The organism is Streptomyces sp. NPDC050211 (genome assembly GCF_040656035.1).
Lineage (GTDB): Bacteria > Actinomycetota > Actinomycetes > Streptomycetales > Streptomycetaceae > Streptomyces.
This window is the reverse complement of sequence record NZ_JBFALC010000023.1, coordinates 51,105-73,580: the sequence shown is the minus strand read 5'-3', so window position 1 is coordinate 73,580 and position 22,476 is coordinate 51,105. Positions and strand designations below refer to the sequence as shown.

Genomic DNA, 22,476 nt, shown 5'->3' with positions numbered 1-22,476 from the left:
CGCCGAACTGCGGCGCAGCGCTCGCTGGCGCGGGCGGACAACAAGGCCCGGTCGGCCCCGGACCTGATCGGCCGCGGCTTCCACGCCGATGCTCCCGGCACCAAGCCTGCGGACGCACCGGATCCTGCTTCGCCTCTGGCCCGACCGGGCCACCGCCCGCGCCGAGGTCCCCAAAGCCGGGGCAGCCGCCCGGACCGTAACGTACGGATCAGCACGGCAACCGCACCAGGAACACCGTCTCCGCGTGTGGCCGGCTCGCCACGGAGACATCTCCTCCGTGTGCCCGCACCAGCTGTCTGACGATGGACAGCCCCAGCCCGCTGCCTCCGGTCCGCCTGCTGCGGGACTGTTCGGCCCGCCAGAAGCGGTCGAACACCCGGGGCAGGTCCTCTTCGCGGATGCCGCTGCCGGTGTCCTTCACCTCGATGACGACGGCGCCTGCCACGCGGCGGGCGCTGAGGGTGACGCGGCCGTCCGGCGGGGTGTGGCGTATCGCGTTGGACAGAAGGTTGCCCAGGACCTGGCGCAGGCGGACCGGGTCGGCGTGGATCGAGAGGCTGTCCGGGGCTTGGACGACGGTCTCGACGCCGCCGGCGTGTGCGGTCGCCTGGTGGGCGCTCATGGTCTGCTCGAGCAGCTCGCGCAGGTCCAGCTCCTGGGGGCGCAGGTGCAGGGTGCCGGCGTCGGCGGCGGCGAGTACCTGGAGGTCGTCCACGATGTGCTGGAGGAGGCCCGCCTCCTCCTGGAGCGAGGTGAGGAGCGCCGCGTCGGGCTCGGCCAGGCCGTCCTGTGCCGCGTCCAGCCAGCCGCGGATATTGGTGAGGGGCGTGCGCAGTTCGTGGGCGATGTCGCTGACCATGACCCGGCGCTGCTCGTCGGTGCGTTCGCGGCGTTCCGACAGGTCGTTGAGGGCGGCGGCCAGACGGCCGGTCTCATCCTTGGTGGTGACGGGGATACGGAGGTGCCGGCCCCCTGGGGCGCGGGCCGCGTTGGTCAGCGCGCGCAGCGGGCGTACCAGCCTGATCGCGATGACGGCGGTCACGGTGATGGTCACCGCCAGGACCAGACCGGTGGTGGCCAGGACCCGGAGGGTGCCGGCCGGTGACAGGTCCAGGACGGCGGTCGCCGTGCGGGGCGGGCTGGTGACGAACAGCAGGGCCGCCGGTGCGACGTGCGCCGCCAACTGCTCCCGCCGGCCTTCCTCTATACAGTCGTCCGCAGCGGCGGAACCCTGCGCGGACTCGTCGCCTTCCACCCGGAAGTCCACCGTGAGGGTCAGCGGTTCTGGCAGGCGTACGTGGTTGCGCTCGGCGCAGCCGCGGACGAGTCCGGCGAGTTCGGCGAGGGCCTCGGCCTCGGTCGGGGTGGGGTCGAGCATGAGCTTGGTCGCGCAGGCCGGGATGAAGTCCTCCGAGGCCCTGAGCGTGCGGAGGGCGGGTCGGCCACTGAGCTCCTCGACGATGTGCGCGCGTACCCCCGTCTTGCTGTAGAGGCAGCTGACCTCGTCGCGGGCGATCTGCCGCAGCTTCGCCCGCTCCTCGGCGGGCAGGCGGTAGGGGCCGACGGCGCGTGGGTCGATGCGGGAGGTCTGCTCCGCCTGGCCGACACCCTGATCCGTGGACGGAGCGACGTGCAGGGGATCGATCACGGCGCTCTCGTTGAGGGGCAACTGCTCCGCGGCCGACCGATGCGACGTGGTGATGACCTGGCGTGCCCGCGTGGTCAGGATGATGGTGCGTCCCGTCGACCGGGAGAGATCAAGGACGGTGCGCTCGACACCGTTCCAGTTCCGGTGCGTCGCGGCGAAGCCCTCCAGCGTGTCCTGGATGGTGGCGTCGTCCGCGAGGGCCTGGCCCCGCTCCTGCTCGATGGCGACGGTGGTGCCGCGTACCGTCAGCCAGGCCGTGGCCCCGATGGACACCAAGGAGATCAGCACGGAGGTGACCAGCAGCCGGGACAGCAGGCTGTTGCGGAGCGGGATTTCAGACCTCACGGCGGCCTCGGGACAGCTTGTAACCGACGCCGTGGACGGTCAGCAGCAACTCCGGTCTGTGCGGCGAGGTCTCGATCTTCTTCCGCAGGTTCGCTATGTGCATGTCCACGGTGCGTTCGGTGACGGCTCGGCCGTGGTCGGTGATGCAGTGCAGCAGCTGAGCCCTGGTGAAGACCCGGTCGGGTGCGGCTGCCAATGCGCTGAGCAGGCGGAACTCACCGGGAGTGCAGTTCACCGGGCGGCCGTGGAGGGACACCTCGTGGCGGTCCGGGGCCACGATCAGCGGGCCGGCCTTCAGGAGCACTTCCTCCGTGCGCTCCGGATGCCGGGTGCGCCGCAGCAGGGTCCGGATGCGGGCCACCAGTTCACGCGGCCTGAACGGCTTGGTCATGTAGTCGTCCGCCCCGATGTCCAGGCCCAGCAGAAGATCGTCCTCGGTGGATCGGGCGGTGAGCATCAGAATGGGCATATCACCCGTGGCGCGTATACGCCGGCATATCTCAAGGCCGTCGAGACCCGGCAGCATCCAGTCGAGAACGAACAGGTCGGGTGGCCGCTGGGTGGCTTCATCGAGGGCTGCCGGGCCGTCGTGCACCACGGTTACGACATGGCCGTCGTGCACCAGGTAGCGACGGATCAGTTCGGCCTGCTTTTCGTCGTCTTCGGCCACCAGTACGTATGCGGACATGGCCCGATGATAAACCTGTGGAGCGCGAGGTGAACCCCGGCTTATCCGATTCCATTCCATGACAACTTCCTGACAAATCCTTGTCACGCTTCCAGGCATGCCGAACAAGAAGAACCTCTTCCTCTCCTGCGCAGTGCTGGCGGTAACGCTGGTCACCGGCTGCTCCTCCGGCGGAGACGCCGAGAGCAAGGACGACGGAGTCGTCTCCGTCGCGGAGTCCGGTGGAGGCGGAAAGGGCAGCGCGACGAAGAGTCCGGCGGCCGACGATTCCGAGTCCGGCCGCCCCCAGATTCGGCTGGACACCACGGACATCGAGGAACTGCGCATGTACCAGGGCTACCTGCGCTGCCTCAAGGATCATGGAGTGCCCCTTCCATCGCCGGGGAATAAAATGCCGGAAGCCGATCCCGGATCACTGTGGTTCCCCGGTATAGATGTGGCCAAAGAGCGTCCGGAAGTGGAAAAGGCATGTCTCGGAAAGAGGCCGCTTCCGCCCCCGGAGCTGGACCCGAAGAAAAACCCCGAATACATGGACGATTACAACAAGTGGATCGCCTGCGACAATCGCCGAGGACTTAAGGTGAACCCCCTTCCTGACGGAGGTGGCTGGAACTACAAGCCCGGTACGACTCCGCCCAGGAATGCCGACCAGATCGACCAGGAATGCATGATAGAGGCGTTCAGTGGTGAGTGAGCGCGACGCCGGGGACACCATGGCCCTGCGGGTGACGGTCCAGGAAGAGGCAGACCCCCGCAGGCCGACGGCGGGCCGCCGGAAGAGGAAGGGCCTGTATCTGGCCATCGTCGCCGTGCTGCTCGCAGGAGGAACGGGCGCCGGGCTGCTGTGGGCCGGCCGGGGCGGGAACGGCTCCGAACCCGAGTCCGGCCCGAAGATCAAGCAGATCGCCGTGGTCAGAACGGACCTGTCGGGCACCAGAGAGATGGAGGGGACGCTCGGCTACGACTCCGCGCGCACGATCCGCAGTGCCGGCGAAGGACGGGTGACGTGGCTTCCGACCCGGGGTGCGACGGTCGCACGCGGCCAACAGCTGTACCGCGTCGACGAGCGTTCCGCCGTCGTCTTCTACGGCAGCACACCGCTGTACCGCAGGCTCGACACCCCCGGCACCGTCGGCCGTGACGTACGGGTCGTCGCCGACAACCTCAGGGCTCTCGGCTACGGCATAGGTGCACAGCCCGCGCCGGGCACGGTCGTCCGGCAGCAGGCCCCCGCGGACGCCCCCGCGCCCGCGCCCGCGACAACGGGCCCTGGCCAGGAGGGGGCCACGCCTGAGGCCGACCCGTCCTCCGCACCGGACGGCGGAGCGGGCCAGGGAACCGATGCGTCACAGGAGGGGGCAGCGAGCCCGAGTCCCTCGCAGTCCACGGTCAGACAGGGCGACGGTGTGCTCACCCGGTCCCTGATGTCCGCGATCGAGCGCTGGCAGAAGGCCGTGGGCATCGATCCGACCGGCATCCTCGACTTCTCCGACGTGGTCGTGACGACGTCGGCGGTGCGGGTCTCGGACGTCCTCGCCCAGCCCGGGGACGAGGCGTCGGGAGACCTGATGACGGTGACCGCCACCACCAAGTCCGTGACCGTGCCGGTGGAGTCGCTCGACATCGGGTCCATCAAGTCGGGCGGGCGGGTCACCGTGGTGCTGCCCGACCAGTCCACCGCTGCGGCCCGGGTCGCCGCGATCAGCACCGTCGTGCAGGGAGAGGAGGACGAGTCGGGCAACACCGGGCAGACCAAGACCAACGTCACGGTGTCGCTGGACGACCCACAGGCCGTCAAGGGCATCGACTCCGCTCCCGTACAGGTCCAGTTCCAGGGGGAGTCCAAGAAGGACGTACTCGCCGTCCCGGTCGGCGCCCTGCTCGCCCTGCGCGAGGGAGGGTACGCGGTCCGGCTCTCCGGCGGCCGGCTCGTCCCGGTCGACACGGGCATGTTCGCCAAGGGACTGGTCGAGATCAGCGGCCAGGGCATCAGCGAGGGCATGAAGGTGGAAACCACCGCATGACCCAGGTGATCAGCGTACGCAAGGCCAGCGTGACCTATCCCCCCGAGGTGAGAGCCCTCGACGGGGTCTCCCTGTCCGTCGCGCAGGGCGAACTGCTGGCCATCCTCGGCCCTTCCGGCTCCGGCAAGTCCACGCTGCTCCACATCATGGGCACGCTCGCCCCGCCCACCAGCGGCAGCGTGGTCATCGAGGGGCAGGACGTGGCGGAGCTGTCCGACCGCCAACTGTCCGCCCTGCGCGGGCGGCGCCTGGGTTTCGTCTTCCAGCACTTCCACCTGACGGACGGACTCACCGCGGCGGAGAACGTGGCGACCGGCCTGCTGTACGCCGGTGTGCCCAGGAAGTACCGGAAGAAGCTGGCCGAGGAGGCCCTGGCCCGGGTCGGACTCGCCCACCGGGCCGGCCACCTGCCGGGGCAGCTCTCCGGAGGGGAGCGCCAACGGGTCGCCATAGCCCGCGCGGTCGTCCATGAGCCGGCTCTGGTCCTCGCCGACGAGCCGACCGGCGCACTCGACACCGCCAACGGCGCCGCGGCGCTCGCCCTGCTGACCGAACTCAACGCGGCGGGCACCACGATCGCGCTCATCACTCACGACCGTGACATCGCCGACCAGTTGCCACGCAGGGTTCACCTGCGTGACGGCCGCCTGGTCGCGGACACCGCACTGACCGGAAGCCTGTCATGACCGCCCCCGCCAAGCCGTCCCGCGCCAAGCGGCGGCGCTCTTCCCGGCGTGCCGAAGACAAGATCAAGCCGGTACGTCTCGCCCTTCTCGACCTGTTGGGCCTGGGCCTCCTCGGCCTGCGCACCCGCAAGATGCGTGCCGCGCTGTCGGCACTCGGCATCTCGATCGGCGTCGCCACGATGGTGGTGGTGACCGGGATCCCGGCCTCCAGCCAACGGGCGTTGATGGACGAGATCTCGGCGCTTGGCTCCAACATGCTGCGTGTGCAGCCGTTTTCGGGACAGGGCGTGCCGGTCAAGCTGCCCGAGGAATCGGTCGACAGGGTGCGCCGCATCGAACCGGTCACCGAGGCGAGCGCGGTGGCCAACACCAATGCCGCGGTCCAGCGTTCCGACCTCATCGGTGACGACGACTTCTCCGGTACCGGACTCAGTGTGCTCGCGGCCCGACGCGACCTGCTGAACGTGGTGGGCGGAAAGGTCTTCTCGGGAAGGTTCTTCAGCGCCGCCGACGAACAATTCCCCACGGCCGTACTGGGCTACCGGGCCGCCAGCAGCCTCGGCATCGGGGAAATCCCCGAGAACGACCCGGCACCACAGATACAGATCAACAAGTCGTGGTTCACCGTGATCGGCGTCCTGCACTCCATACCGCTGGCCGACGACCTCGACAACACCGTCCTGACGGGATGGCCGGCCGCCAAGAAGACGCTGCGCTTCGAGGGGAACCCCACGGTGATCTACGTCAAGGCACGAGAGGCCCATCTGGAAGACGTACGGAACGTACTGGCCGCCACCGTGTTCCCTGAACAGCCCGGACAGGTCCAGGTCAGCCGCCCCTCCGACGCCCTGGCGGCCAAGCGCGCCACGCAGAACACCTTCTCCTCCCTCTTCCTGGGCCTTGCCGGTGTCGCCCTGCTGGTCGGCGGAATCGGCGTGGCCAACACCATGGTCATCTCCGTCCTGGAGCGCCGAAGGGACATCGGGCTCCGCCGGGCGCTGGGCGCGACCCGCGGTCATATACGCGTCCAGTTCCTCACCGAGTCCGTGGGACTGTCAGTGCTCGGCGCCATCGCCGGAACCCTGTTCGGCGTCCTCGCCAACGTCGGCTACGCGGCCTACCAAGGCTGGCCAACGGTGATCCCCCTGCTCTCGATCACGGGCGGCTGCCTCGGCGCCGTACTGATCGGCATGGCGGCCGGCGTCTACCCCTCGGTCCGCGCGGCACGCCTGCCTCCTACGGAGGCGCTGGCGTCGACGTGAGCGGCCGACTACTGCGGCAGTTCGTCGTGGCGCACGGCGACGACGAAGGCGGACCAAGCCGTGGCCGGGAGGATGAGGGCGGGGCCGTGGGGGTGCTTGGAGTCGCGGACGGGGATGAGGGGGGTGGGGAGGGTGTCGGCGACCTCGACGCACTCGCCGCCATCCGGGTTGCTGTAGCTGCTCTTGCGCCAGGCAGCGGCGGTGAGGAAGTCGTTGGAGACCTCGATGCAGTTACCGCCGTCCGGGTTGCTGTAGCTGCTCTTGCGCCACGTCACAGCCGTCAGGTCGATGGATCGCACGGTGCTTCCTCCAGCATCTGCAAGATGAACTTCAGCGACTCGGCCGGGGACAACGCCAGGTCACGCATCGAATCGTACGCACGTTGCAGCCGGTCAACGTCCCTACTTTCCTGGACAAGTTCGCCGTGATACGCGGTCTCGGTGTAGGCCACAGTTCGACCGTCCTGCAGCCTGAGGAACATCACGTCAGTCCCAACCAAACCATGCAGACCAGAGCTCTGCGGTAGCACCTGGAGCGTGATGTTCGGGCGCTCGCCCGCCTCTACGAGATACTCGAGCTGCTCCCGCCAAGCCCCGGCGTCTCGCGGCGGTGTGCGCAGCGTTGCCTCGGCCAGGATGGCGCGGAACGGCGGCGCGTCCTCAACCATCAGCAGCGCGCGACGGCCCAGCCGTGCGTCCACCTGCTTGGTCAGCTCCTCGCCCTTGATCCCGCCTGTCGTGAGCACCTCCCGCACATACCCTGCCGTCTGCAGCAGACCTGGCAGGACGCTCACGGAGAACTGCCACAGGCCCACCGCCTCGGCCTCCAGCAGCATGTACCTGCGGTACTGCTCCTTGAACTGCGTCGGATCCGCGACCGCCAGCTCCCACAGCGCCAGCAACAACCCCGGCGTCCCGTAGTACTCGTCCAGCGCCTGTGCCACCTCAGGGCTCCCCAGCGTCTGGCCGCGCTCAAGCTTCCCCAGCGTCGAATAGTCCCAGCCCAGTTCTGCCGCGAGCTGCCGCAGGCTGAGCCCTCTCTGTTCGCGCAGCCTCCGTACCTCCTCCGCGTACCTCAATCGCGGCTCATGGCTGCGGCTCGTGACTGTCAGTCGTTGCGGCACCCGTCCTCCCCCTCGGCCCGGCTGTGGAATTTGTGGAATGTGGAGTGCCGAGCGTGGAACTTGCGCAGCTCCGTAGCGTTTTCGGGCTCTGGGCGCGGCATGCTCGTAGTGGCACCTGAACACGCACCGTAATCCAACGAATGCGTGCAGCACAGGCGTTCCTAAGGACCGAACTCACAAGGAGTGAGCCTCATGACGACCAAGACGCTCCCCCGACTCCCCCGACTCTCCCGCCGCACCCGCACCCACAACTCCCGCGTCGCCCCCTGGACCCCGCCCGGCGGCTGGGCGCGGCCGACCCCTGTCGTCCTGCTGGCGCTGGAGGCGGCCCTGGCGCTGTGGTCGGCGTGACGGGGCGTACGGCGGAGGCGGCGTGCCCGGAGTCGCAGGTCTGCGACGTGTGCGGGGCACTGCTCGCGCAGCGGGAGGCGGCGCAGGAGGCGGGCCGTATCGACGAAGTCGACGTCTGTGAGCGGGAGTTGAGGGAGGCACGGGAGAGGCGGACGGACGCGCACACGGCGATCGGGCCGTCGTACGACATCAGCCGCCCGCCCCTGCCCGTGGCCGGCTGCGAGACCTGTCGGCAACTCGCGGAACGGCGGGCCGCGGCGCGGGCGGCCTTCGACTACAGCGCGGTGGGGGACGCGAACGTACTGATGCGCTCACACCACCGGTTGGACCATGGCACGTGAGAAGTGGTCCGTTACCGCAAACGCCTCCCCGGCATGAACGTGAACACCGCTCCGCCCAGCAGTACGGCCGTCCCCGCCACCAACCCCAGGGCCTTCAGCGTGCTGTTGTCGTCGGAGCCGGTGGCGGCCAGGCCACCATCCGTCGACGACGAACCGCCGGCCGAACCACCAGCCGAACCCCCGGCCGAGCCCGAGCCGCCACCCGAAGCGCCGCTCGCCTGCTCGGTCGTGTCCAGGGTCAGGGAGACCTCCGACTTGGTCGGCGTGCATGTCGTCGTCGTGCCCAGCGCCTCGACGGTCAGGACGCCCGGTGACAGCGTCGTCTCACCGCTCGCGCCCGGCTTGTACGTGCCGGTGAGGTCCGGGATCTCGATCGGGTCGCCGGACTTGATGGGCTCGGAGTTGGTGGGGCCCTCGACGTGGACCGTGCCGGTGTCGGCGCCGCCCAGGGCCACCTCCATGGACGGTTTGACCGAGTCGGCCGGGATGTCGGCGGGGCTGTCCATCACGGACTTCTTGAACTGCACGGTGAGGTCGAAACTCCCGCCGTTCTTCTTGGCGTTGATCTGGACCGGCGAGGTCGCCTCCTTGTCGCCGATCGGCGTCTTGCACTGGTACGGGACCTGAACCTCCTTGCCGGTGAACTCGGTCTGCCCGCCGCCTCCGCCACTGTCGCCTCCGCCGGTGCTGGAACCGCCGCCGGTGTCGCCGCCCGTCTCGCCCTCACTCGGCGAGGCGGACGAGGAGCCTGTGGGCGGATCCGTCGGCAGCGTGGGCAGCCCGGTCGGCAGCGTCGGCAGCCCCGTAGGCAACCCACCCGTCGTACCCCCCGAACTCCCGCCCCCATCCGTCACCTTGATGGTCGCGGCCTTCTGCACCGTCTCCTTCGGCGAGCACTTGGTGTCGGTCGAGATCGGCTTGTTGACGTTGATGTTGTACGCGTCCGGCGTCAGCGTCACCTCGCCCGCCGCCGTGAGCTTCAGCTTGCCCTTCATGTCGGACAGCTTCATGTCGCTGTTCTTGGGGATCGGCGGATTGGTCCGCGTGCCCTGCATCGCGATGTCCCCGGTCTGGGCGCCGGCCGCCTTGAGGGTCCCGGTCGGCTGGACGGTGTCCTTCTCCAGGTCGAGGATGTCGGGGTTCTTGGACGCGGCCTGGACGAACTTCCAGGTGATCTCGACCTCGTCACCGACCTTGGCCTCGGCGGGCGCGGTGATCTCCACCTTGGTGGTGCCCTGGACCGGCGGCAGCCCCGAGATGGCCGGCGGGATGCACTCGGTCGCGTACGACACCTCGGCGGCCTGCGCGGGCGTCGCGGCGACGCCGATCAGCATGCCCGCGCCGCACAGCATCATGGCGACGCCCGCCGCGCCCGTTCTGCGGCCGCGGGCCGGTGTGACTCTCCTCGGCTTGCTCACGTCTGTCCCTTCCTGGTGGGAGTCGTAGGACTCGTCGGGCTGTCGTCGTGCGGTGCGGAGAGCGGACCGGCCGTGCCCGGATCGGAGTCCGGGGTGAACCACGGCAGGGTGGTGGTGGTCGATGCGGCAGGGGAGGGTACGTCTTCCGAAGTGCTCAACTTCGGGAGACGGAGGGTCAGTTCGGGTATACGGAGCCTCGCGCGGCCGGTGCTGCGACGCGGCCGTACGCGGTCCACCACCGCCATCCCGACGCGGAACACCGCCGCCGGTACGACCAGGCAGACCAGGACCCAGAACAGGGTCACGCCCCAGGGGCGGCCCACGCCCCAGGGCTGCTCGGCGAGGACCTTCCCGCCGTACTTCAGCGACACGGTGTAGTCACCGTGCGCGCCGCCGGACAGCTCGACCGGCAGCTCGATACGGGCCTTCCGGCCGGGCTCGACGGTGCCGCGCCACTGCTGGTCCTGCCACTCGGGCGCGAACACGCCGTGTGCGGTGCCGACCTGGAAGACCGGGTTCTTGATGGTGGACGTGCCGACGTTGCCGACGGTGAAGACAAGCGTGCGCGTGGGCGCCGCCCCGAACCAGGTGAGCAGCCCGCTGGACCCGTCGAGCCGCGTGTCCGTCAGCACCGACAACCGCCCGCCGGCCGCCTCCGCGGGCAACGGCTCCACCGCATGCCCGGCGACCTGGAAGATCGCGTCGGCCTCCGCCTTCGCCCCGGTCACGGTGGCGACATGCACCACGCACGGGCACGGCACGGGCGGCTCCGCGACCGGCAGCTTCCGCTCGAACCGCCCCTCACCGTCCGTCGTCACCGCCCTCCCGTCCGCGTTGGCACAGGAGTTGGTCCCGCCGACGACGCCCCGGGACGGCGCGGACTGCCCGCAGATCAGGATCATCAGCAGCGCCCGCTCCCGCCAGCCGCTCCCGGTGACGGTGATCGAACCCCCCGTCCCCGCCTGCGACTTGGACAGCTTGACCACGGGCTTCTCGGCCGCGGCCGCGGGTGACACCAAGGGCGCCAGCAACAGCGCGAGCACCGCGACCAGCACCGGAAACCGCACCTTGCCCCTCACGTCACCGCTCCCGTCAACTCGACTTCCGTACGCGGGGATTCGGACACGTCACCGTCTCCGGCCGTACGGCGCCGCCGACGTCGTACGACTGCCAGCGCGGCGCCTGCCGCCACCGCCCCCAGTCCGCCCGCCACCGCGCCCCACGGCACGCACCACACCGACGCCCCCGCCTCGTCCCGCGCCCCACCCGCCGCCGTCACCGTCAGCCGCACGTCCACCGAGTCGAGGGCGGGGCGGTCGGGCCAGGGCTCTGTGAGTTCGATGCGGCGGCCGGGGGCCAGTTCGACGGGGAGGGCGCGCGGGGCGCGGTCGAGGACGCGGCGGCCGAAGACGCCGTCGGCGCGGACGGCGAGCGTCGGCACGAGGGCGGTCGTACCGCGATTGACCAGCTCGTACGAGATACCGTCGGCGCCCACCGCCACGTGCTCGACGGTCAGCGCGGAGAGCTTCGGCCCGACGGCCCGCAGCCGCAGCGCCACCGTCCTGGACCGCCCGTCGCCGTCATCCGCGACGATCGAGCCCGCGAGATCGCCGGGCGCGGCCCCCGTCGGAACGCTCACCGTGAAGGGAACGTCGGCGCGGGTCCGAGCGGGCACCCGCACCGACCCGTCGGCGAAAGCGACCGCGACCCCGGTCCCCCGCAGCCGCACGGTGACCGGCTCCCCGCCCCGGTTGATCACGGACACCGTGTCCTGAAGAACCGCCCCGGGCGCACCCTCGGCGTAGAAGGACGGCCGCCCGCCGCCGGAGGGCGCGAGGGACCAGTCATCGGCGGAGGAGGCGGGGGAGGCGAAGGAGGCAGCGGCCGCGGCGGGGGCGGCACCCGACAGCACCAGCAGGGCCAGCATCAGGACACGGAAGGCGGACGACATCGGCGGCTCCAGCAGTCGTACGACACAGACGGCGGCGGCGGTCAGCGTGCCGTCTGATTCCTCCGTGTCAGCCACAGCACACCGGCCGCCCCGGCCAGCAGCACCGTGCCGCCGAGGGTGCCGAGGGCGATGGCCGAGTCCTCGGGACCGGTCTGCGGGAGTTCGGAACCGGAGCCGGAGTCGGAGCCGGAGCCGGACTGGGTGGAGCCGGAGGCGCCCTCGGCGGCCGTGACGTCGAGAGTCAGGGAGGGGCCGGGACTGTTGGACGGCGTGCAAGTCGTCGTCGTACCGAGCGCCTTGATGGTGAGGATGCCTGCCGTGAAGGTGACCTTGCCGGTCTTCTTCGGGGTGTAGGTGCCCGTCAAGTCACTGATTTTGATGGGGGTGTTGGCGGGGATGGCTTCCTGGTTGGCGGGCCCGGTGACATTCATCGTGCCGCTGTCGGCACCGCCCAGCTTGATGGTGGCGCTCGGGTTCATCGCACCCTTGCCCAGTTCGACCGGGCTGGACGAGACACCCTTCTGCCACGACATCGTGATCTTGTAGCCGCTGCCGCTCTCCACGCCCTTGATGTCGATCGGCGAGACGGCACTCTTGTCCCCGATCGGCGTCTTGCACTGGTAGTTCACGTCCACGACCTCGGCCCGGGCTGCGGGGGCGGCCATCAGCACCGCCGAGCCGGCCAGGGCCGCGACGGACGCGAGCGCGGCGGTTCGTTTCCGGTACGACACGATTCCGCTCCCTCTCAAGTTCCTGACGGCACATCAGATCGAGCCGTCAAGGTACGCCCGCCCATGAAAGGAGGGAAGACAAAGGGAGTGTTGGAAATGTGCCGATGCAAGAGCGCCCCCGAAGGGGCGCGGGGAACTGCGCGACCAGCCACGGAACACCCGCAGCCAAGTGACAACCGAAGCCCTACGGCGCTTAGGCGGGCGCCCCCAACTCCGCCCAAACGGTTTTCCCGGCCACCCCAGGAGTCCGTACAACCCCCCAGTCCAGACAAAGCCGCTGCACGATGAACATCCCATGCCCACCCGGCCGCCCCGCCCGATGCGGAGTCCGAGGCGACGGCTGCCCCGCCCCCCGATCCGACACCTCGACCCGGATCACCTTGTTGTCACAGGCGATCCACAACTCGTCCGGCCCCTCGGCATGCAGACACGCATTGGTGACCAACTCGGACACAACCAGCAGCACATCCTCAGCCGCAGCCCGCTGATCCGCGGTAGCGGCCGGCATCCAGCCCCACGCATACAACGCCTGCCGAGTGAAGTCGCGCGCCAGCGGAACAACCCCACTCTCCCCGCCGAAGCTCAGCCGACGGACCTGGCGCCCGGCAGACGGCACGGACGCACCGTCCTCAGGCCCCCCGGAATCGCCGGAGGCGTGGGGCCGGGTGGTGCTCATCAGCGCTTCACCTCACCGATTCACCAGTTCACGATTCAAAAAGTCACTACACGGTCAGTACAGCTGTACGGGCAGTACGCGTTTCTCCTGCCCTGCCGGACCGGGGGAACACCCCCGTCTTCAGCCACAGCGGCGGTGCGGAGGGTGCGACGCCCGGAAACCGCCGGTCCCGAAGGGGCGGGCGGGGCACTCATGACGGCCGATTCAGCCGGTCGGGTCGGCCAGGGCCGCCTCGAGCGAGTCATGCACGGTGAAGACCGCTTCGGCCCCCGTGATTTCGAACACACGCGCCACCACGGGCAGCATCCCGGCGAGATGAACGCCACCTCCGGCGGCCTCCGCCTTGAGCCGGGCGCCGAGGAGCACATTGAGACCGGTCGAGTCGCAGAACTCCAGACGCGAGCAGTCGACGACCAGCCTGCTGAATCCTTTGGCCAGACACTCTTCGAGTGGCTCACGCAACAAATCGGCGGTGTGGTGATCGAGCTCACCCGCCGGGGTCACGACGGCACTGGGGCCCTCTTCCCTGACCTCCACCAAAAGCCGGCCAGACTGTGCGCTGCCGACCGTGCCGCGGTCCATGCCGTCTTCTCTCCCGACGTCGTGACTGCTGACTGACGCCCTCGAACACTACGCCTTCCCTACGCCCTCCGACACCCGAACATCCGCCCAGAATCGGACATTTCCACACAGAACGCACTTGCGGGAGGCTCGGTAAACCGGGTAGGGCTAGTAGGGACACGAAACCAAACACGGCCGGCTTTGGAGGCGCCGCACACCGCAGTGCACGCACAGGCTTCGGCAGCCATATGCCGAGAACGATGGAGGACATCATGTCACCCCGGCTCGACGCATCGCATACCCATACAGCGACGTCGACATCCCCCCCGGAACATCTGGATCCCATCGCGGACACGGACGTACCCCCAGAGCAGGACGACCTGCTCGCCGGTCTTCCGGACATCCCCCCGTACGCCGAGGTGGGGCCGGTGGACGCGCGGGCCCTGTCGAAGACCCTCTTCGAGCGGCTGGAGTCGCTGGAGGAAGGCACGCACGAATACTCGTACGTCCGTAACACGCTCGTCGAACTCAACCTCGCGCTGGTCAAGTTCGCCGCCTCCCGCTTCCGCTCCCGCAGCGAGCCGATGGAGGACATCATCCAGGTCGGCACCATCGGCCTGATCAAGGCGATCGACCGCTTCGAGCTGAGCCGCGGTGTGGAGTTCCCCACCTTCGCGATGCCGACCATCGTCGGCGAGATCAAGCGCTTCTTCCGGGACACCTCGTGGTCCGTGCGCGTACCGCGCCGACTGCAGGAACTCCGGCTCGACCTGGCCAAGGCCGGTGACGAGCTGGCCCAGAAGTTCGACCGCGCCCCCACGGTCGGGGAGCTGGCGGAGCGGCTCGGTCTGTCGAAGGACGAGGTCGTCGAGGGCATGGCGGCGTCCAACGCCTACACCGCCAGCTCGCTCGACGCCCAGCCGGAGGAGGACGACGCCGAGGGTGCGCTCGCGGACCGGATCGGCTACGAGGACCACGGGCTCGAAGGCATCGAGTACGTCGAGTCGTTGAAGCCGCTGATCGCCGAACTGCCGTCCCGGGACCGGAAGATCCTCTCGCTGCGCTTCGTCGCGGGTATGACCCAGTCGGAGATCGGCGAGGAGCTGGGGATCTCGCAGATGCATGTGTCACGGCTGCTGTCGCGGACGCTGGTGCGGCTGCGGAAGGGCCTGACGGTCGAGGAGTGACCGAGTCGAAGACGTGAGAGCGCGGTCCGGCCGACTACTGGCCTGGGCCGCTTCTCATTGCCGCTTCTCATTTCGGTTGCTGATTTCGGTTACCCGGAGATACGTCTTTCCCCAAAGGTCTCCCTCCATCACTATGGGCACCCCAAACTGGCCGGTACGTCAGGACGGGAGGCGAGGAGGGGCCAAGGATGGCGCAGGGCGAGACTGGGAACGGCGTGCACTCCGGGGCGTCCGACGCACGGCTGACCGAGCTGCTGCGCGCCGACACCCCGACCGCGTACCCGGCGCTGCAGGAACTGCGCGAACGCCACCGCCCTGCCGTCCTCGCCTACGCCCGCCTCTGCACGACCAGCGAGTCGGCGGCCCGGCAACTCGCCGCCCAGGCCTTCACCCTCGCCGCCCGCGAGACGGCACGCGGCACCGACCCGAACGTGCCCTGGCGGCACCGGCTCCTGCTGCTGGCCGGGCAGGTCGCCGCGGCGTGGGCCGGGGACGAGCGGGCGGCGGGGGTGGACGCGGGCCTGCTGCTGGTGCTGAACACGGCCGCGCCGGTCCCCTCGATGCTCCCGGCGTTCCAGACGCTCCCCTCCCGCACACAGGGCCTGATCTGGTACGCGGTGGTGGAGCGCGAACCCGACGAGCGCACCGCCGCGCTGCTCGGCCTCACCCGCGCCGACGTGACATACGGCACGGCTCCAGCCCTCCAGCAACTCGCCCAGGCCTGTCTGCGCACCCGCCTCGCCGCCTCGGACGACCCGCGCTGCGCGGACTTCCGCCGTCTCATCGAGGAGGCGGTACGGCCGGACAGCCCACGCGACAGCGCCGACCTGCAGGCCCACATGGCCCACTGTCCGCACTGCACGGCCGCGTTCGAGGAGCTGTCGGCGCTGCGTGACACCCCGCGCACGGCGCTGGCGGAGGGGCTGCTCCCGTGGGCGGGGACGGCGTACGTCCTCAGCGACACGAGCGAGCCGAGGAGCAACGGCCGTACGACTACGGGCGCTTGGCCCCAGTCCCGCCGCTTCGCGCTGGCCTCGGCGGTGCTGGGCGTGGCCCTGGTGCCGCTGTTGGTCTACCTGTTGTCGCCGGACGGGTCGTCGTCCGTGGGCGCGGCGGGCTCGGTCACCACACCGCCGGGTGCGCCGCCGGTGACGGTCACGGCGACGGTTCCGGTGAGCCCGTCTCCTTCCCCTTCGGTGACCTCCGAGTCACCGTCCCCGTCTCCGTCGCCGACGCCCTCTGCCTCGCGGAGCTCGAAGCCGCCGAAGTCGCCTTCGCCCTCACCGACGTATGAGCCGCCGGGCTATGCGTACGCCCAGGTGGTGAACTCGGCATCGGGGCTGTGCCTGGACATCCGCGACGGGGTGATGGAGAAGGGCACGGATGTCATCACGGCCCCGTGCGGTGCGTCCCCTACGCAGCGGTGGCGGGTGGACGCGGGACGGGGTGTCGTCCAGTCGTATTCCGACCCCGAGTACTGCCTGGACAGCCGGGGTGGCACCGACAAGGGCGTGGGCATCTGGGAGTGCGCGTCCGTGTACGGGGGCAACGGGCAGAACCTGAAGTTCGCGGTGGGCGGTGACGGGGTGATCCGTCCGGCGATCGCTGTCGAGACGGCGGTGACGCCGGATGGGGGCGGGGGTGTGGAGCTGGTGGCGGTGAGCGGGGGTACGGAGCAGCGGTGGCGGGCGGGGGCGCGGTGACTGAGTGCCCGGAGAAGCATCCCGCCGGCAAGGAACAGGCGGAGGGTCCTCAGACCAGCCGCTCGCCCCTGCGCCAGACGCCGGAGACCAGTGGTACGCCCGGCCGGTAGGCCAGGTGGACGTGGCTCGGGGCGTCGAGGAGGGTGAGGTCGGCCCGGGCGCCCGGGGTCAGGTGACCGATGTCGTCGCGGCGGAGGGCTGCCGCGCCGCCTGCCGTGGCCGACCAGACCGCCTCGTCCGGTGTCATCCCCATGTCCCGTACCGCGAGGGCGATGCAGAAGGGGACGGAGGAGGTGAAGGACGAGCCCGGGTTGCAGTCGGTGGAGAGGGCGACGGTGACGCCCGCGTCCAGGAGGCGGCGGGCGTTCGGCCACTCGGCGCGGGTGGAGAACTCGGCGCCGGGGAGGAGCGTGGCGACAGTGGCGCTGTTGGCCAGGGCGTCGACGTCCGCGTCCGTGAGGTGGGTGCAGTGGTCGGCGCTGGCGGCGTCGAGTTCTACCGCGAGCTGGACGCCGGGGCCGTAGGAGAGCTGGTTGGCGTGGACGCGCGGGTGCAGGCCCTTCGCCTTGCCGGCCGTGAGGATCGTGCGCGCCTGGTCGCCGTCGAAGGCGCCCTTCTCGCAGAAGACGTCGATCCAACGGGCGTACGGAGCGCAGGCGTCGAGCATCTCGCCGGTGACCAGGGCTACATACGCGGCCGGGTCGTCGGCGTGGTCCGGGGACACGATGTGGGCGCCGAGGAAGGTGACCTCGTCCGTGTGCGCGGCGGCGATGCGCAGGGCGCGGGACTCGTCCTCGACGGTCAGGCCGTAACCCGACTTGGTCTCGAAGGTGGTGGTGCCCTGGCGGAGGGCCTCGTCGAGGTAACGGGTCAGGTTCGCCTCGAGTTCCGCGTCGCTCGCGGCGCGGGTGGCGGCGACGGTCGTACGGATGCCGCCCGCGCTGTAGGACCGGCCGGACATCCGGGCGTTGAACTCGGCGGTCCGGTCGCCCGCGAAGACGAGGTGGGAGTGGGAGTCGACGAAGCCGGGGAGGACGGCCCGGCCGCCGGCGTCGACCCGATTGTCAGTGGCGGGTGCTTTGCTTGATTCACCGGTCCACGCGATGCGGTCGCCGTCGACGACGACTGCCGCGTCCTGGATCAGACCGAGGGGAGATCTGTCACCGAGGGAGGGGTTGTTGGTGACCAGCGTGGCGATGTTGGTGATGGCGGTGCTGCTGCTCATGGCGTCCTCGTGGGTGCTGGGGTCGGCGGCCGTCAGGCGCGGAGGGCATCGACTGCCCGCGCGAGCGCTTGCGGCACATCGGGTACGAGGGCGTGCGCCCCGTCTCGTACGACGTGCCGCCCGCCGACGATCGTGTGCCGTACGTCCGCTGCCGTCGCGGCGAATACGGCCGTCTCGGCGCCGAGCCTGGGCAGCGGCCCCGCTGTTCTGACCGAGTCGAGGGCGATCGTCGTGAGGTCGGCGAGAGCGCCCATCTCGATGGTGCCCGCGTCGCCCCAGCCGAGGGCCGCGTGACCGTCGGCGGAGGCGGCGCGCAGCAGGGCGGCGGCCGTCCAGTGACCCCGGGTGCGGGTGCGCAGCCGCTCGTTCAGCTCCATCGCGCGTGCCTCTTCGAGCAGGTCGATGACGGCATGGCTGTCGGAGCCGAGACAGAGCCGGGAGCCGGCTCTCTGCAGGGCGACGGCGGGCCCGATGCCGTCGGCCAGGTCCCGCTCGGTGGTCGGGCACATACAGGTGCCGGTGGTGCCGGCGCCCAGGAGCCGGATGTCCTCGTCGGTGAGGTGGGTGTTGTGCACGCCGGTGGTGCGCGGCCCGAGGACCCCGTGCTCGGCGAGGAGCTGGGTGGGCGTGCACCCGTGGGCCTGACGGCAGGCGTCGTTCTCGGCGGTCTGCTCGGACAGGTGCACATGGAGCGGGGCCCGCCGCTCCTCCGCCCACCGCGCCACGGTCGCCAACTGGTCGGCGGGCACGGCCCGTACGGAGTGAATCGCCGCACCGATCCGCGCGTGATCCCGTTCCTTGAGAACTGAACAGCGTTCTGCCCAGGCGTCCGCGCTGCCGTCGGAGAAGCGGAGCTGGTGGGTGTTGGGCGGCTGTCCGAAGCCGGAGGAAAGGTAGGCGGTGTCGAGGAGGGTGATGCGGATACCGGCGTCGGCGGCTGCCGCGATGAGGGCTTCGCCCATGGCGTTGGGGTCGGCGTAGGGGATGCCGCCGGGGGCGTGGTGGACGTAGTGGAACTCACCGACGGACGTGATGCCGGCGAGTGCCATCTCGGCGTACACGGCACGGGCCAGCGCGTGGTAGCTGTCCGGGGTCAGCCGGTCGGCGAACGAGTACATGACCTCGCGCCAGGTCCAGAAGGTGCCGGAGCCGACCTGGACGGTGCCACGCAGGGCACGATGGAAGGCGTGACTGTGGGCGTTGGCGAGCCCGGGAAGGGTGAGTCCGCGGAGGATCTCGGCGCCGGGGGGCGGGGTGTCGACGCCCTGGCGGACGGCGGTGATCCGCCCGTCATCAATGTCGACCGCGACGCCCGGCTCGACGTGGGTGTCGAGCCAGGCGTGCTCCAGCCAGTAGGTCTTCGGTGTCACCTGCAGGCCAGCCCTTCCAGTACGTCGGCGAGTGCGGTCACCCCGGCCACGCAGTCGTCCTCGGCCGCGAACTCGGCCGGGGAGTGCGAGACGCCCGTGGGGTTGCGCACGAACAGCATGGCGGTCGGGATGGTCCCGGAGAGGATCCCGGCGTCGTGTCCGGCCCCGGTACCCAGCACGGGCACCTTCAAGTCGGTGTCCTTGCCGAGGATGCGGCCGAGTTCGTCGCGCAGGGTGTGGTCGAACTCGACGACGGGCGTGAAGGACTCCCGTACGACGTGGAGGTCGATGCCGTGCGCGTCGGCGTACTCGCGGGCCGCCTTCTCGACACCGCCGACCACCGCGTCCAGGCTCTCCTGATCGGCGGCACGGGAGTCGAGCCAGCCACGCACCAAGGAGGGAATCGCGTTCACCCCGTTCGGCTCGACCACGATCTTGCCGAAGGTGGCGACAGCACCGGCGAGTTGAGCCTCCCTGCGGGCGGCCAGCACGGTCTCGGCGTACGACAGCATGGGGTCCCGCCGGTCCACCAGCCGCGTGGTCCCGGCATGGTTGGCCTCACCCCGGAAGTCGAACCGCCACCGCCCGTGCGGCCAGATGGCACTGGCGATGCCCACCCGATCGCCGCTGAGGTCCAGCGCCCGCCCCTGCTCGACATGCAGCTCGACGAACGCGCCGATACGAGCGAGCCGTTCGGGGTCCGGCCCGATGGCCTCCGGGTCGTACCCGGCGGCCTCCATGGCCCGCGGCAGCGTCACCCCGTCCCCATCGGTCAGCCGATGCGCCTGCTCGACGGTCAGCTGCCCGGCGGCCAGCCGCGACCCGACACAGGCCAGCCCGAACCGCGCACCCTCCTCATCGCCGAAGTTGACGATGGCGAGGGGCTTGGCGAACCGGGCGCCGCGCCGACGCAGCTCATCGAGCGCGGCGAAGGAGGACACGACCCCGAGCGGCCCGTCAAAGGCCCCACCATCGGGCACGGAATCAAGATGCGACCCGGTGACGACAGCGTCCCCCTCGGCCGGGTCCCCGAGCCAGGCCCACTGGTTGCCGTTGCGGTCGAGCTCGTACGTCAGCCCACGGCCCTCAGCCTGCGCCCTGAACCAGTCCCGGCACTCGGCGTCGGCACCGGTCCAGGCGAATCGGCGATAGCCGTGGGAGTCGGGGTGACGGCCGATGGGGAGCAGCTCCCGCCACATCTCCTGAAAGGAGCCGGCAGCTGACGCCGGCTGCGAGCCCTCGGTCCGGCCGGGCTGTCCGGTACCCCCGCCAGGCTGTCCGGCAGCCCCGCCAGGCTGTGGGCAGTCGTTCCGCAGGGCGGAACGGGTGGGCACAGCCGGACCCGCACCCGGCGACGAGACCTGAGCCCCCACCGGAGGGTTGCCGTGCCCGCTTTCACGCTGGTTCACGCGTCGTCGCCTTCACGCATAGGCACCCGCACACCCCGCTCATCCGCAGCCGACTCCGCGATGTCGTACCCGGCATCGACATGCCGGATGACCCCCATCCCGGGGTCATTCGTCAGCACACGCCGCAGCTTCTCGCCGGCGAGCTTCGTGCCGTCGGCGACCGAGACCTGGCCGGCGTGGATCGACCGCCCCATGCCGACCCCACCGCCATGGTGAATGGACACCCAGGACGCACCGGAGGCAACGTTCACCATCGCGTTCAGCAGAGGCCAGTCGGCAATCGCGTCGGAGCCGTCCAGCATGGCCTCGGTCTCCCGGTACGGAGACGCCACGGACCCACTGTCGAGGTGATCCCGCCCGATCGCCAGCGGCGCGGCCAGCTCACCGCTCGCCACCATGTCGTTGAACCGCTCACCGGCCTTGTCCCGCTCCCCGTACCCGAGCCAGCAGATACGCGCGGGCAGCCCCTGGAAGTGGACGCGCTCACCGGCCATCTTGATCCAGCGGTGCAGGGACTCGTTCTCGGGGAAGAGGTCGAGGATCGCCTTGTCGGTCTTGGCGATGTCGGACGCCTCACCGGACAGCGCGGCCCAGCGGAAGGGGCCCTTGCCCTCGCAGAAGAGGGGGCGGATGTAGGCGGGGACGAACCCGGGGAAGGCGAACGACCGCTCGTACCCGGCGAGTTGGGCCTCGCCACGGATCGAGTTGCCGTAGTCGAAGACCTCCGCACCGGCGTCCATGAAGCCGACCATGGCCTCGACATGACGGGCCATGGACTCACGCGCACGGGTCGTGAACCCGGCGGGGTCCTTCGCGGCGTAGGACGCCATGTCGTCGAAGTCGACGCCGAGCGGCAGGTACGCCAGCGGATCGTGCGCGGACGTCTGGTCCGTCACGATGTCGATGGGGGCGCTCTCGGCGAGCATGCGCGGCAGCAGCTCCGCCGCGTTGCCGAGCAGGCCGATGGAGAGCGGACGCCGGGCGTCACGGGCCTCGACGGCCAGCTGGAGGGCGTGCTCCAGGGAGTCGGCGCGTACGTCGAGGTACCGGTGCTCGATCCGCCGCTCGATGGCGCGCGGGTCGCAGTCGATGCAGATGGCGACGCCGTCGTTCATGGTCACGGCGAGCGGCTGGGCGCCGCCCATGCCACCGAGCCCGGCGGTCAGCGTGATCGTCCCCGCCAGCGTCCCGCCGAACTTCTTCGCGGCGACGGCGGCGAAGGTCTCGTAGGTGCCCTGGAGGATGCCCTGCGTGCCGATGTAGATCCAGGAGCCGGCGGTCATCTGGCCGTACATGGTCAGGCCCAGCTGCTCGAGGCGGCGGAACTCCTCCCAGTTGGCCCAGTCGCCGACGAGGTTGGAGTTGGCGATGAGGACGCGCGGCGCCCACTCGTGGGTCTGCATGACGCCGACGGGGCGGCCGGACTGGACGAGCATGGTCTCGTCCTGCTTGAGGGTCCGCAGCGTGCGGACCATCGCGTCGAAGGAGCGCCAGTCACGCGCCGCCTTGCCCGTGCCGCCGTAGACGACGAGCTTGTCGGGGTGCTCGGCGACCTCGGGGTCGAGGTTGTTCTGCAGCATCCGCAGGGCGGCTTCCTGCTGCCATCCCAGGGCACTCAGTTCCGTACCGCGCGGGGCTCGTACGGGGCGGGGTCCTGACATGGTCTGCCTCCTAGCGGGTGTACTGCGGATGTACGCCGACTGTTGCTGCCGTTATTCACATCCTGACTTCATGAATAGAACTAGTCAATACATTGCCGCGTCAGCATGGGTAGGTC

22 protein-coding genes are annotated in these 22,476 nt (G+C 70.1%); 8 read left to right on the top strand and 14 right to left on the bottom strand.

Annotated elements, in window-relative coordinates; all coding sequences use genetic code 11:
• Positions 1-208: 208 nt before the first annotated feature.
• The gene (locus AB0I98_RS23200; RefSeq protein WP_362944625.1) at positions 209-1,993 is read right to left on the bottom strand and encodes a HAMP domain-containing sensor histidine kinase; all 1,785 of its coding nucleotides are present in this window, start codon (positions 1,991-1,993) and stop codon (positions 209-211) included.
• Positions 1,983-2,681 (bottom strand): response regulator transcription factor, encoded by a 699-nt coding sequence (locus tag AB0I98_RS23195; RefSeq protein WP_362944623.1) that lies wholly within the window; start codon positions 2,679-2,681, stop codon positions 1,983-1,985. The genes AB0I98_RS23200 and AB0I98_RS23195 overlap by 11 nt, the downstream gene beginning before the upstream one ends.
• A gap of 97 nt (positions 2,682-2,778) precedes the next feature.
• On the opposite strand from AB0I98_RS23195, the gene AB0I98_RS23190 reads away from it, so the two are divergent.
• The 4 genes from AB0I98_RS23190 to AB0I98_RS23175 are packed head-to-tail and all read left to right on the top strand — an operon-like array spanning position 2,779 to position 6,653.
• The gene (locus AB0I98_RS23190; RefSeq protein WP_362944621.1) at positions 2,779-3,375 is read left to right on the top strand and encodes a hypothetical protein; all 597 of its coding nucleotides are present in this window, start codon (positions 2,779-2,781) and stop codon (positions 3,373-3,375) included.
• Positions 3,368-4,705 carry a peptidoglycan-binding protein gene (locus tag AB0I98_RS23185; RefSeq protein ID WP_362944619.1) on the top strand — a complete coding sequence of 446 codons (1,338 nt, stop codon included), beginning with the start codon at positions 3,368-3,370 and terminating at the stop codon, positions 4,703-4,705. The genes AB0I98_RS23190 and AB0I98_RS23185 overlap by 8 nt, the downstream gene beginning before the upstream one ends.
• On the top strand, positions 4,702-5,391 hold the full coding sequence (locus AB0I98_RS23180) for an ABC transporter ATP-binding protein (RefSeq protein ID WP_362944617.1): 690 nt from the start codon (positions 4,702-4,704) through the stop codon (positions 5,389-5,391). The genes AB0I98_RS23185 and AB0I98_RS23180 overlap by 4 nt, the downstream gene beginning before the upstream one ends.
• Positions 5,388-6,653 (top strand): ABC transporter permease, encoded by a 1,266-nt coding sequence (locus tag AB0I98_RS23175; RefSeq protein ID WP_362944615.1) that lies wholly within the window; start codon positions 5,388-5,390, stop codon positions 6,651-6,653. Before AB0I98_RS23180 ends, AB0I98_RS23175 begins: the two co-directional genes overlap by 4 nt.
• A gap of 8 nt (positions 6,654-6,661) precedes the next feature.
• Here AB0I98_RS23175 and AB0I98_RS23170 read toward each other — a convergent pair whose 3' ends face one another.
• Positions 6,662-6,952, bottom strand: a complete 291-nt coding sequence (locus AB0I98_RS23170; protein ID WP_362944613.1) for a DUF397 domain-containing protein — start codon at positions 6,950-6,952, stop codon at positions 6,662-6,664.
• On the bottom strand, positions 6,934-7,776 hold the full coding sequence (locus AB0I98_RS23165; RefSeq protein WP_362944611.1) for a helix-turn-helix transcriptional regulator: 843 nt from the start codon (positions 7,774-7,776) through the stop codon (positions 6,934-6,936). Before AB0I98_RS23165 ends, AB0I98_RS23170 begins: the two co-directional genes overlap by 19 nt.
• Before the next feature lie 192 nt (positions 7,777-7,968).
• On the opposite strand from AB0I98_RS23165, the gene AB0I98_RS23160 reads away from it, so the two are divergent.
• Both AB0I98_RS23160 and AB0I98_RS23155 read left to right on the top strand, forming a co-directional pair.
• Positions 7,969-8,127: a hypothetical protein gene (locus AB0I98_RS23160; protein WP_362944609.1), complete on the top strand. Its 159-nt coding sequence runs from the start codon at positions 7,969-7,971 to the stop codon at positions 8,125-8,127.
• Positions 8,124-8,468: a hypothetical protein gene (locus tag AB0I98_RS23155; RefSeq protein WP_362944607.1), complete on the top strand. Its 345-nt coding sequence runs from the start codon at positions 8,124-8,126 to the stop codon at positions 8,466-8,468. The genes AB0I98_RS23160 and AB0I98_RS23155 overlap by 4 nt, the downstream gene beginning before the upstream one ends.
• Positions 8,469-8,479: 11 nt before the next feature.
• Here AB0I98_RS23155 and AB0I98_RS23150 read toward each other — a convergent pair whose 3' ends face one another.
• From AB0I98_RS23150 to AB0I98_RS23125, 6 genes are all read right to left on the bottom strand, one after another.
• On the bottom strand, positions 8,480-9,820 hold the full coding sequence (locus AB0I98_RS23150; protein WP_362944714.1) for a hypothetical protein: 1,341 nt from the start codon (positions 9,818-9,820) through the stop codon (positions 8,480-8,482).
• Between the two features lie 62 nt (positions 9,821-9,882).
• Positions 9,883-10,965 carry a hypothetical protein gene (locus AB0I98_RS23145; protein ID WP_362944605.1) on the bottom strand — a complete coding sequence of 361 codons (1,083 nt, stop codon included), beginning with the start codon at positions 10,963-10,965 and terminating at the stop codon, positions 9,883-9,885.
• The gene (locus tag AB0I98_RS23140; RefSeq protein WP_362944712.1) at positions 10,962-11,837 is read right to left on the bottom strand and encodes a hypothetical protein; all 876 of its coding nucleotides are present in this window, start codon (positions 11,835-11,837) and stop codon (positions 10,962-10,964) included. Before AB0I98_RS23140 ends, AB0I98_RS23145 begins: the two co-directional genes overlap by 4 nt.
• A 41-nt stretch (positions 11,838-11,878) precedes the next feature.
• Entirely contained in the window at positions 11,879-12,568 is a 690-nt protein-coding gene (locus tag AB0I98_RS23135) for an LPXTG cell wall anchor domain-containing protein (protein WP_362944603.1), read from the bottom strand.
• A gap of 193 nt (positions 12,569-12,761) precedes the next feature.
• A complete protein-coding gene (locus tag AB0I98_RS23130; protein ID WP_362944601.1) occupies positions 12,762-13,244 on the bottom strand; it encodes an ATP-binding protein in 483 nt (160 codons plus the stop codon).
• Positions 13,245-13,448: 204 nt separating this feature from the next.
• Positions 13,449-13,826: an STAS domain-containing protein gene (locus AB0I98_RS23125; RefSeq protein WP_210588210.1), complete on the bottom strand. Its 378-nt coding sequence runs from the start codon at positions 13,824-13,826 to the stop codon at positions 13,449-13,451.
• A gap of 251 nt (positions 13,827-14,077) precedes the next feature.
• Here AB0I98_RS23125 and AB0I98_RS23120 point away from each other — a divergent pair, with 251 nt between their 5' ends.
• Positions 14,078-14,992: an RNA polymerase sigma factor SigF gene (locus AB0I98_RS23120; RefSeq protein ID WP_362944599.1), complete on the top strand. Its 915-nt coding sequence runs from the start codon at positions 14,078-14,080 to the stop codon at positions 14,990-14,992.
• A 188-nt stretch (positions 14,993-15,180) separates the two neighbouring features.
• Positions 15,181-16,695, top strand: coding sequence for an RICIN domain-containing protein (locus tag AB0I98_RS23115; RefSeq protein ID WP_362944597.1), 1,515 nt, complete (start codon positions 15,181-15,183; stop codon positions 16,693-16,695).
• Positions 16,696-16,744: 49 nt separating this feature from the next.
• Here AB0I98_RS23115 and hutI read toward each other — a convergent pair whose 3' ends face one another.
• The 4 genes from hutI to hutU all read right to left on the bottom strand — a co-directional run bounded on the left by hutI (position 16,745) and on the right by hutU (position 22,360).
• Positions 16,745-17,920, bottom strand: a complete 1,176-nt coding sequence (gene hutI / locus AB0I98_RS23110; RefSeq protein WP_362944595.1) for an imidazolonepropionase — start codon at positions 17,918-17,920, stop codon at positions 16,745-16,747.
• 32 nt (positions 17,921-17,952) lie between these two features.
• Complete coding sequence (locus AB0I98_RS23105) at positions 17,953-19,296, bottom strand: formimidoylglutamate deiminase (protein WP_362944710.1); 1,344 nt, start codon at positions 19,294-19,296, stop codon at positions 17,953-17,955.
• Complete coding sequence (locus AB0I98_RS23100; protein ID WP_362944593.1) at positions 19,287-20,489, bottom strand: allantoate amidohydrolase; 1,203 nt, start codon at positions 20,487-20,489, stop codon at positions 19,287-19,289. Before AB0I98_RS23100 ends, AB0I98_RS23105 begins: the two co-directional genes overlap by 10 nt.
• A gap of 206 nt (positions 20,490-20,695) precedes the next feature.
• The gene (hutU, locus tag AB0I98_RS23095) at positions 20,696-22,360 is read right to left on the bottom strand and encodes a urocanate hydratase (protein ID WP_362944591.1); all 1,665 of its coding nucleotides are present in this window, start codon (positions 22,358-22,360) and stop codon (positions 20,696-20,698) included.
• Between the last annotated feature and the right edge of the window lie 116 nt (positions 22,361-22,476).

What these genes read in the sequence shown, in the direction of transcription:
- AB0I98_RS23125 (WP_210588210.1), bottom strand. Translation starts at nt 13,826, where the DNA reads ATGGACCGCGGCACGGTCGGCAGCGCACAGTCTGGCCGGCTTTTGGTG.
- AB0I98_RS23120 (WP_362944599.1), top strand. Translation starts at nt 14,078, where the DNA reads ATGTCACCCCGGCTCGACGCATCGCATACCCATACAGCGACGTCGACA.
- AB0I98_RS23175 (WP_362944615.1), top strand. Translation starts at nt 5,388, where the DNA reads ATGACCGCCCCCGCCAAGCCGTCCCGCGCCAAGCGGCGGCGCTCTTCC.
- AB0I98_RS23150 (WP_362944714.1), bottom strand. Translation starts at nt 9,820, where the DNA reads ATGCTGTGCGGCGCGGGCATGCTGATCGGCGTCGCCGCGACGCCCGCG.
- AB0I98_RS23195 (WP_362944623.1), bottom strand. Translation starts at nt 2,681, where the DNA reads ATGTCCGCATACGTACTGGTGGCCGAAGACGACGAAAAGCAGGCCGAA.
- AB0I98_RS23190 (WP_362944621.1), top strand. Translation starts at nt 2,779, where the DNA reads ATGCCGAACAAGAAGAACCTCTTCCTCTCCTGCGCAGTGCTGGCGGTA.
- AB0I98_RS23160 (WP_362944609.1), top strand. Translation starts at nt 7,969, where the DNA reads ATGACGACCAAGACGCTCCCCCGACTCCCCCGACTCTCCCGCCGCACC.
- AB0I98_RS23100 (WP_362944593.1), bottom strand. Translation starts at nt 20,489, where the DNA reads ATGTGGCGGGAGCTGCTCCCCATCGGCCGTCACCCCGACTCCCACGGC.
- AB0I98_RS23180 (WP_362944617.1), top strand. Translation starts at nt 4,702, where the DNA reads ATGACCCAGGTGATCAGCGTACGCAAGGCCAGCGTGACCTATCCCCCC.
- AB0I98_RS23130 (WP_362944601.1), bottom strand. Translation starts at nt 13,244, where the DNA reads ATGAGCACCACCCGGCCCCACGCCTCCGGCGATTCCGGGGGGCCTGAG.
- AB0I98_RS23140 (WP_362944712.1), bottom strand. Translation starts at nt 11,837, where the DNA reads ATGTCGTCCGCCTTCCGTGTCCTGATGCTGGCCCTGCTGGTGCTGTCG.
- AB0I98_RS23115 (WP_362944597.1), top strand. Translation starts at nt 15,181, where the DNA reads ATGGCGCAGGGCGAGACTGGGAACGGCGTGCACTCCGGGGCGTCCGAC.
- hutU (WP_362944591.1), bottom strand. Translation starts at nt 22,360, where the DNA reads ATGTCAGGACCCCGCCCCGTACGAGCCCCGCGCGGTACGGAACTGAGT.
- hutI (WP_362944595.1), bottom strand. Translation starts at nt 17,920, where the DNA reads ATGAGCAGCAGCACCGCCATCACCAACATCGCCACGCTGGTCACCAAC.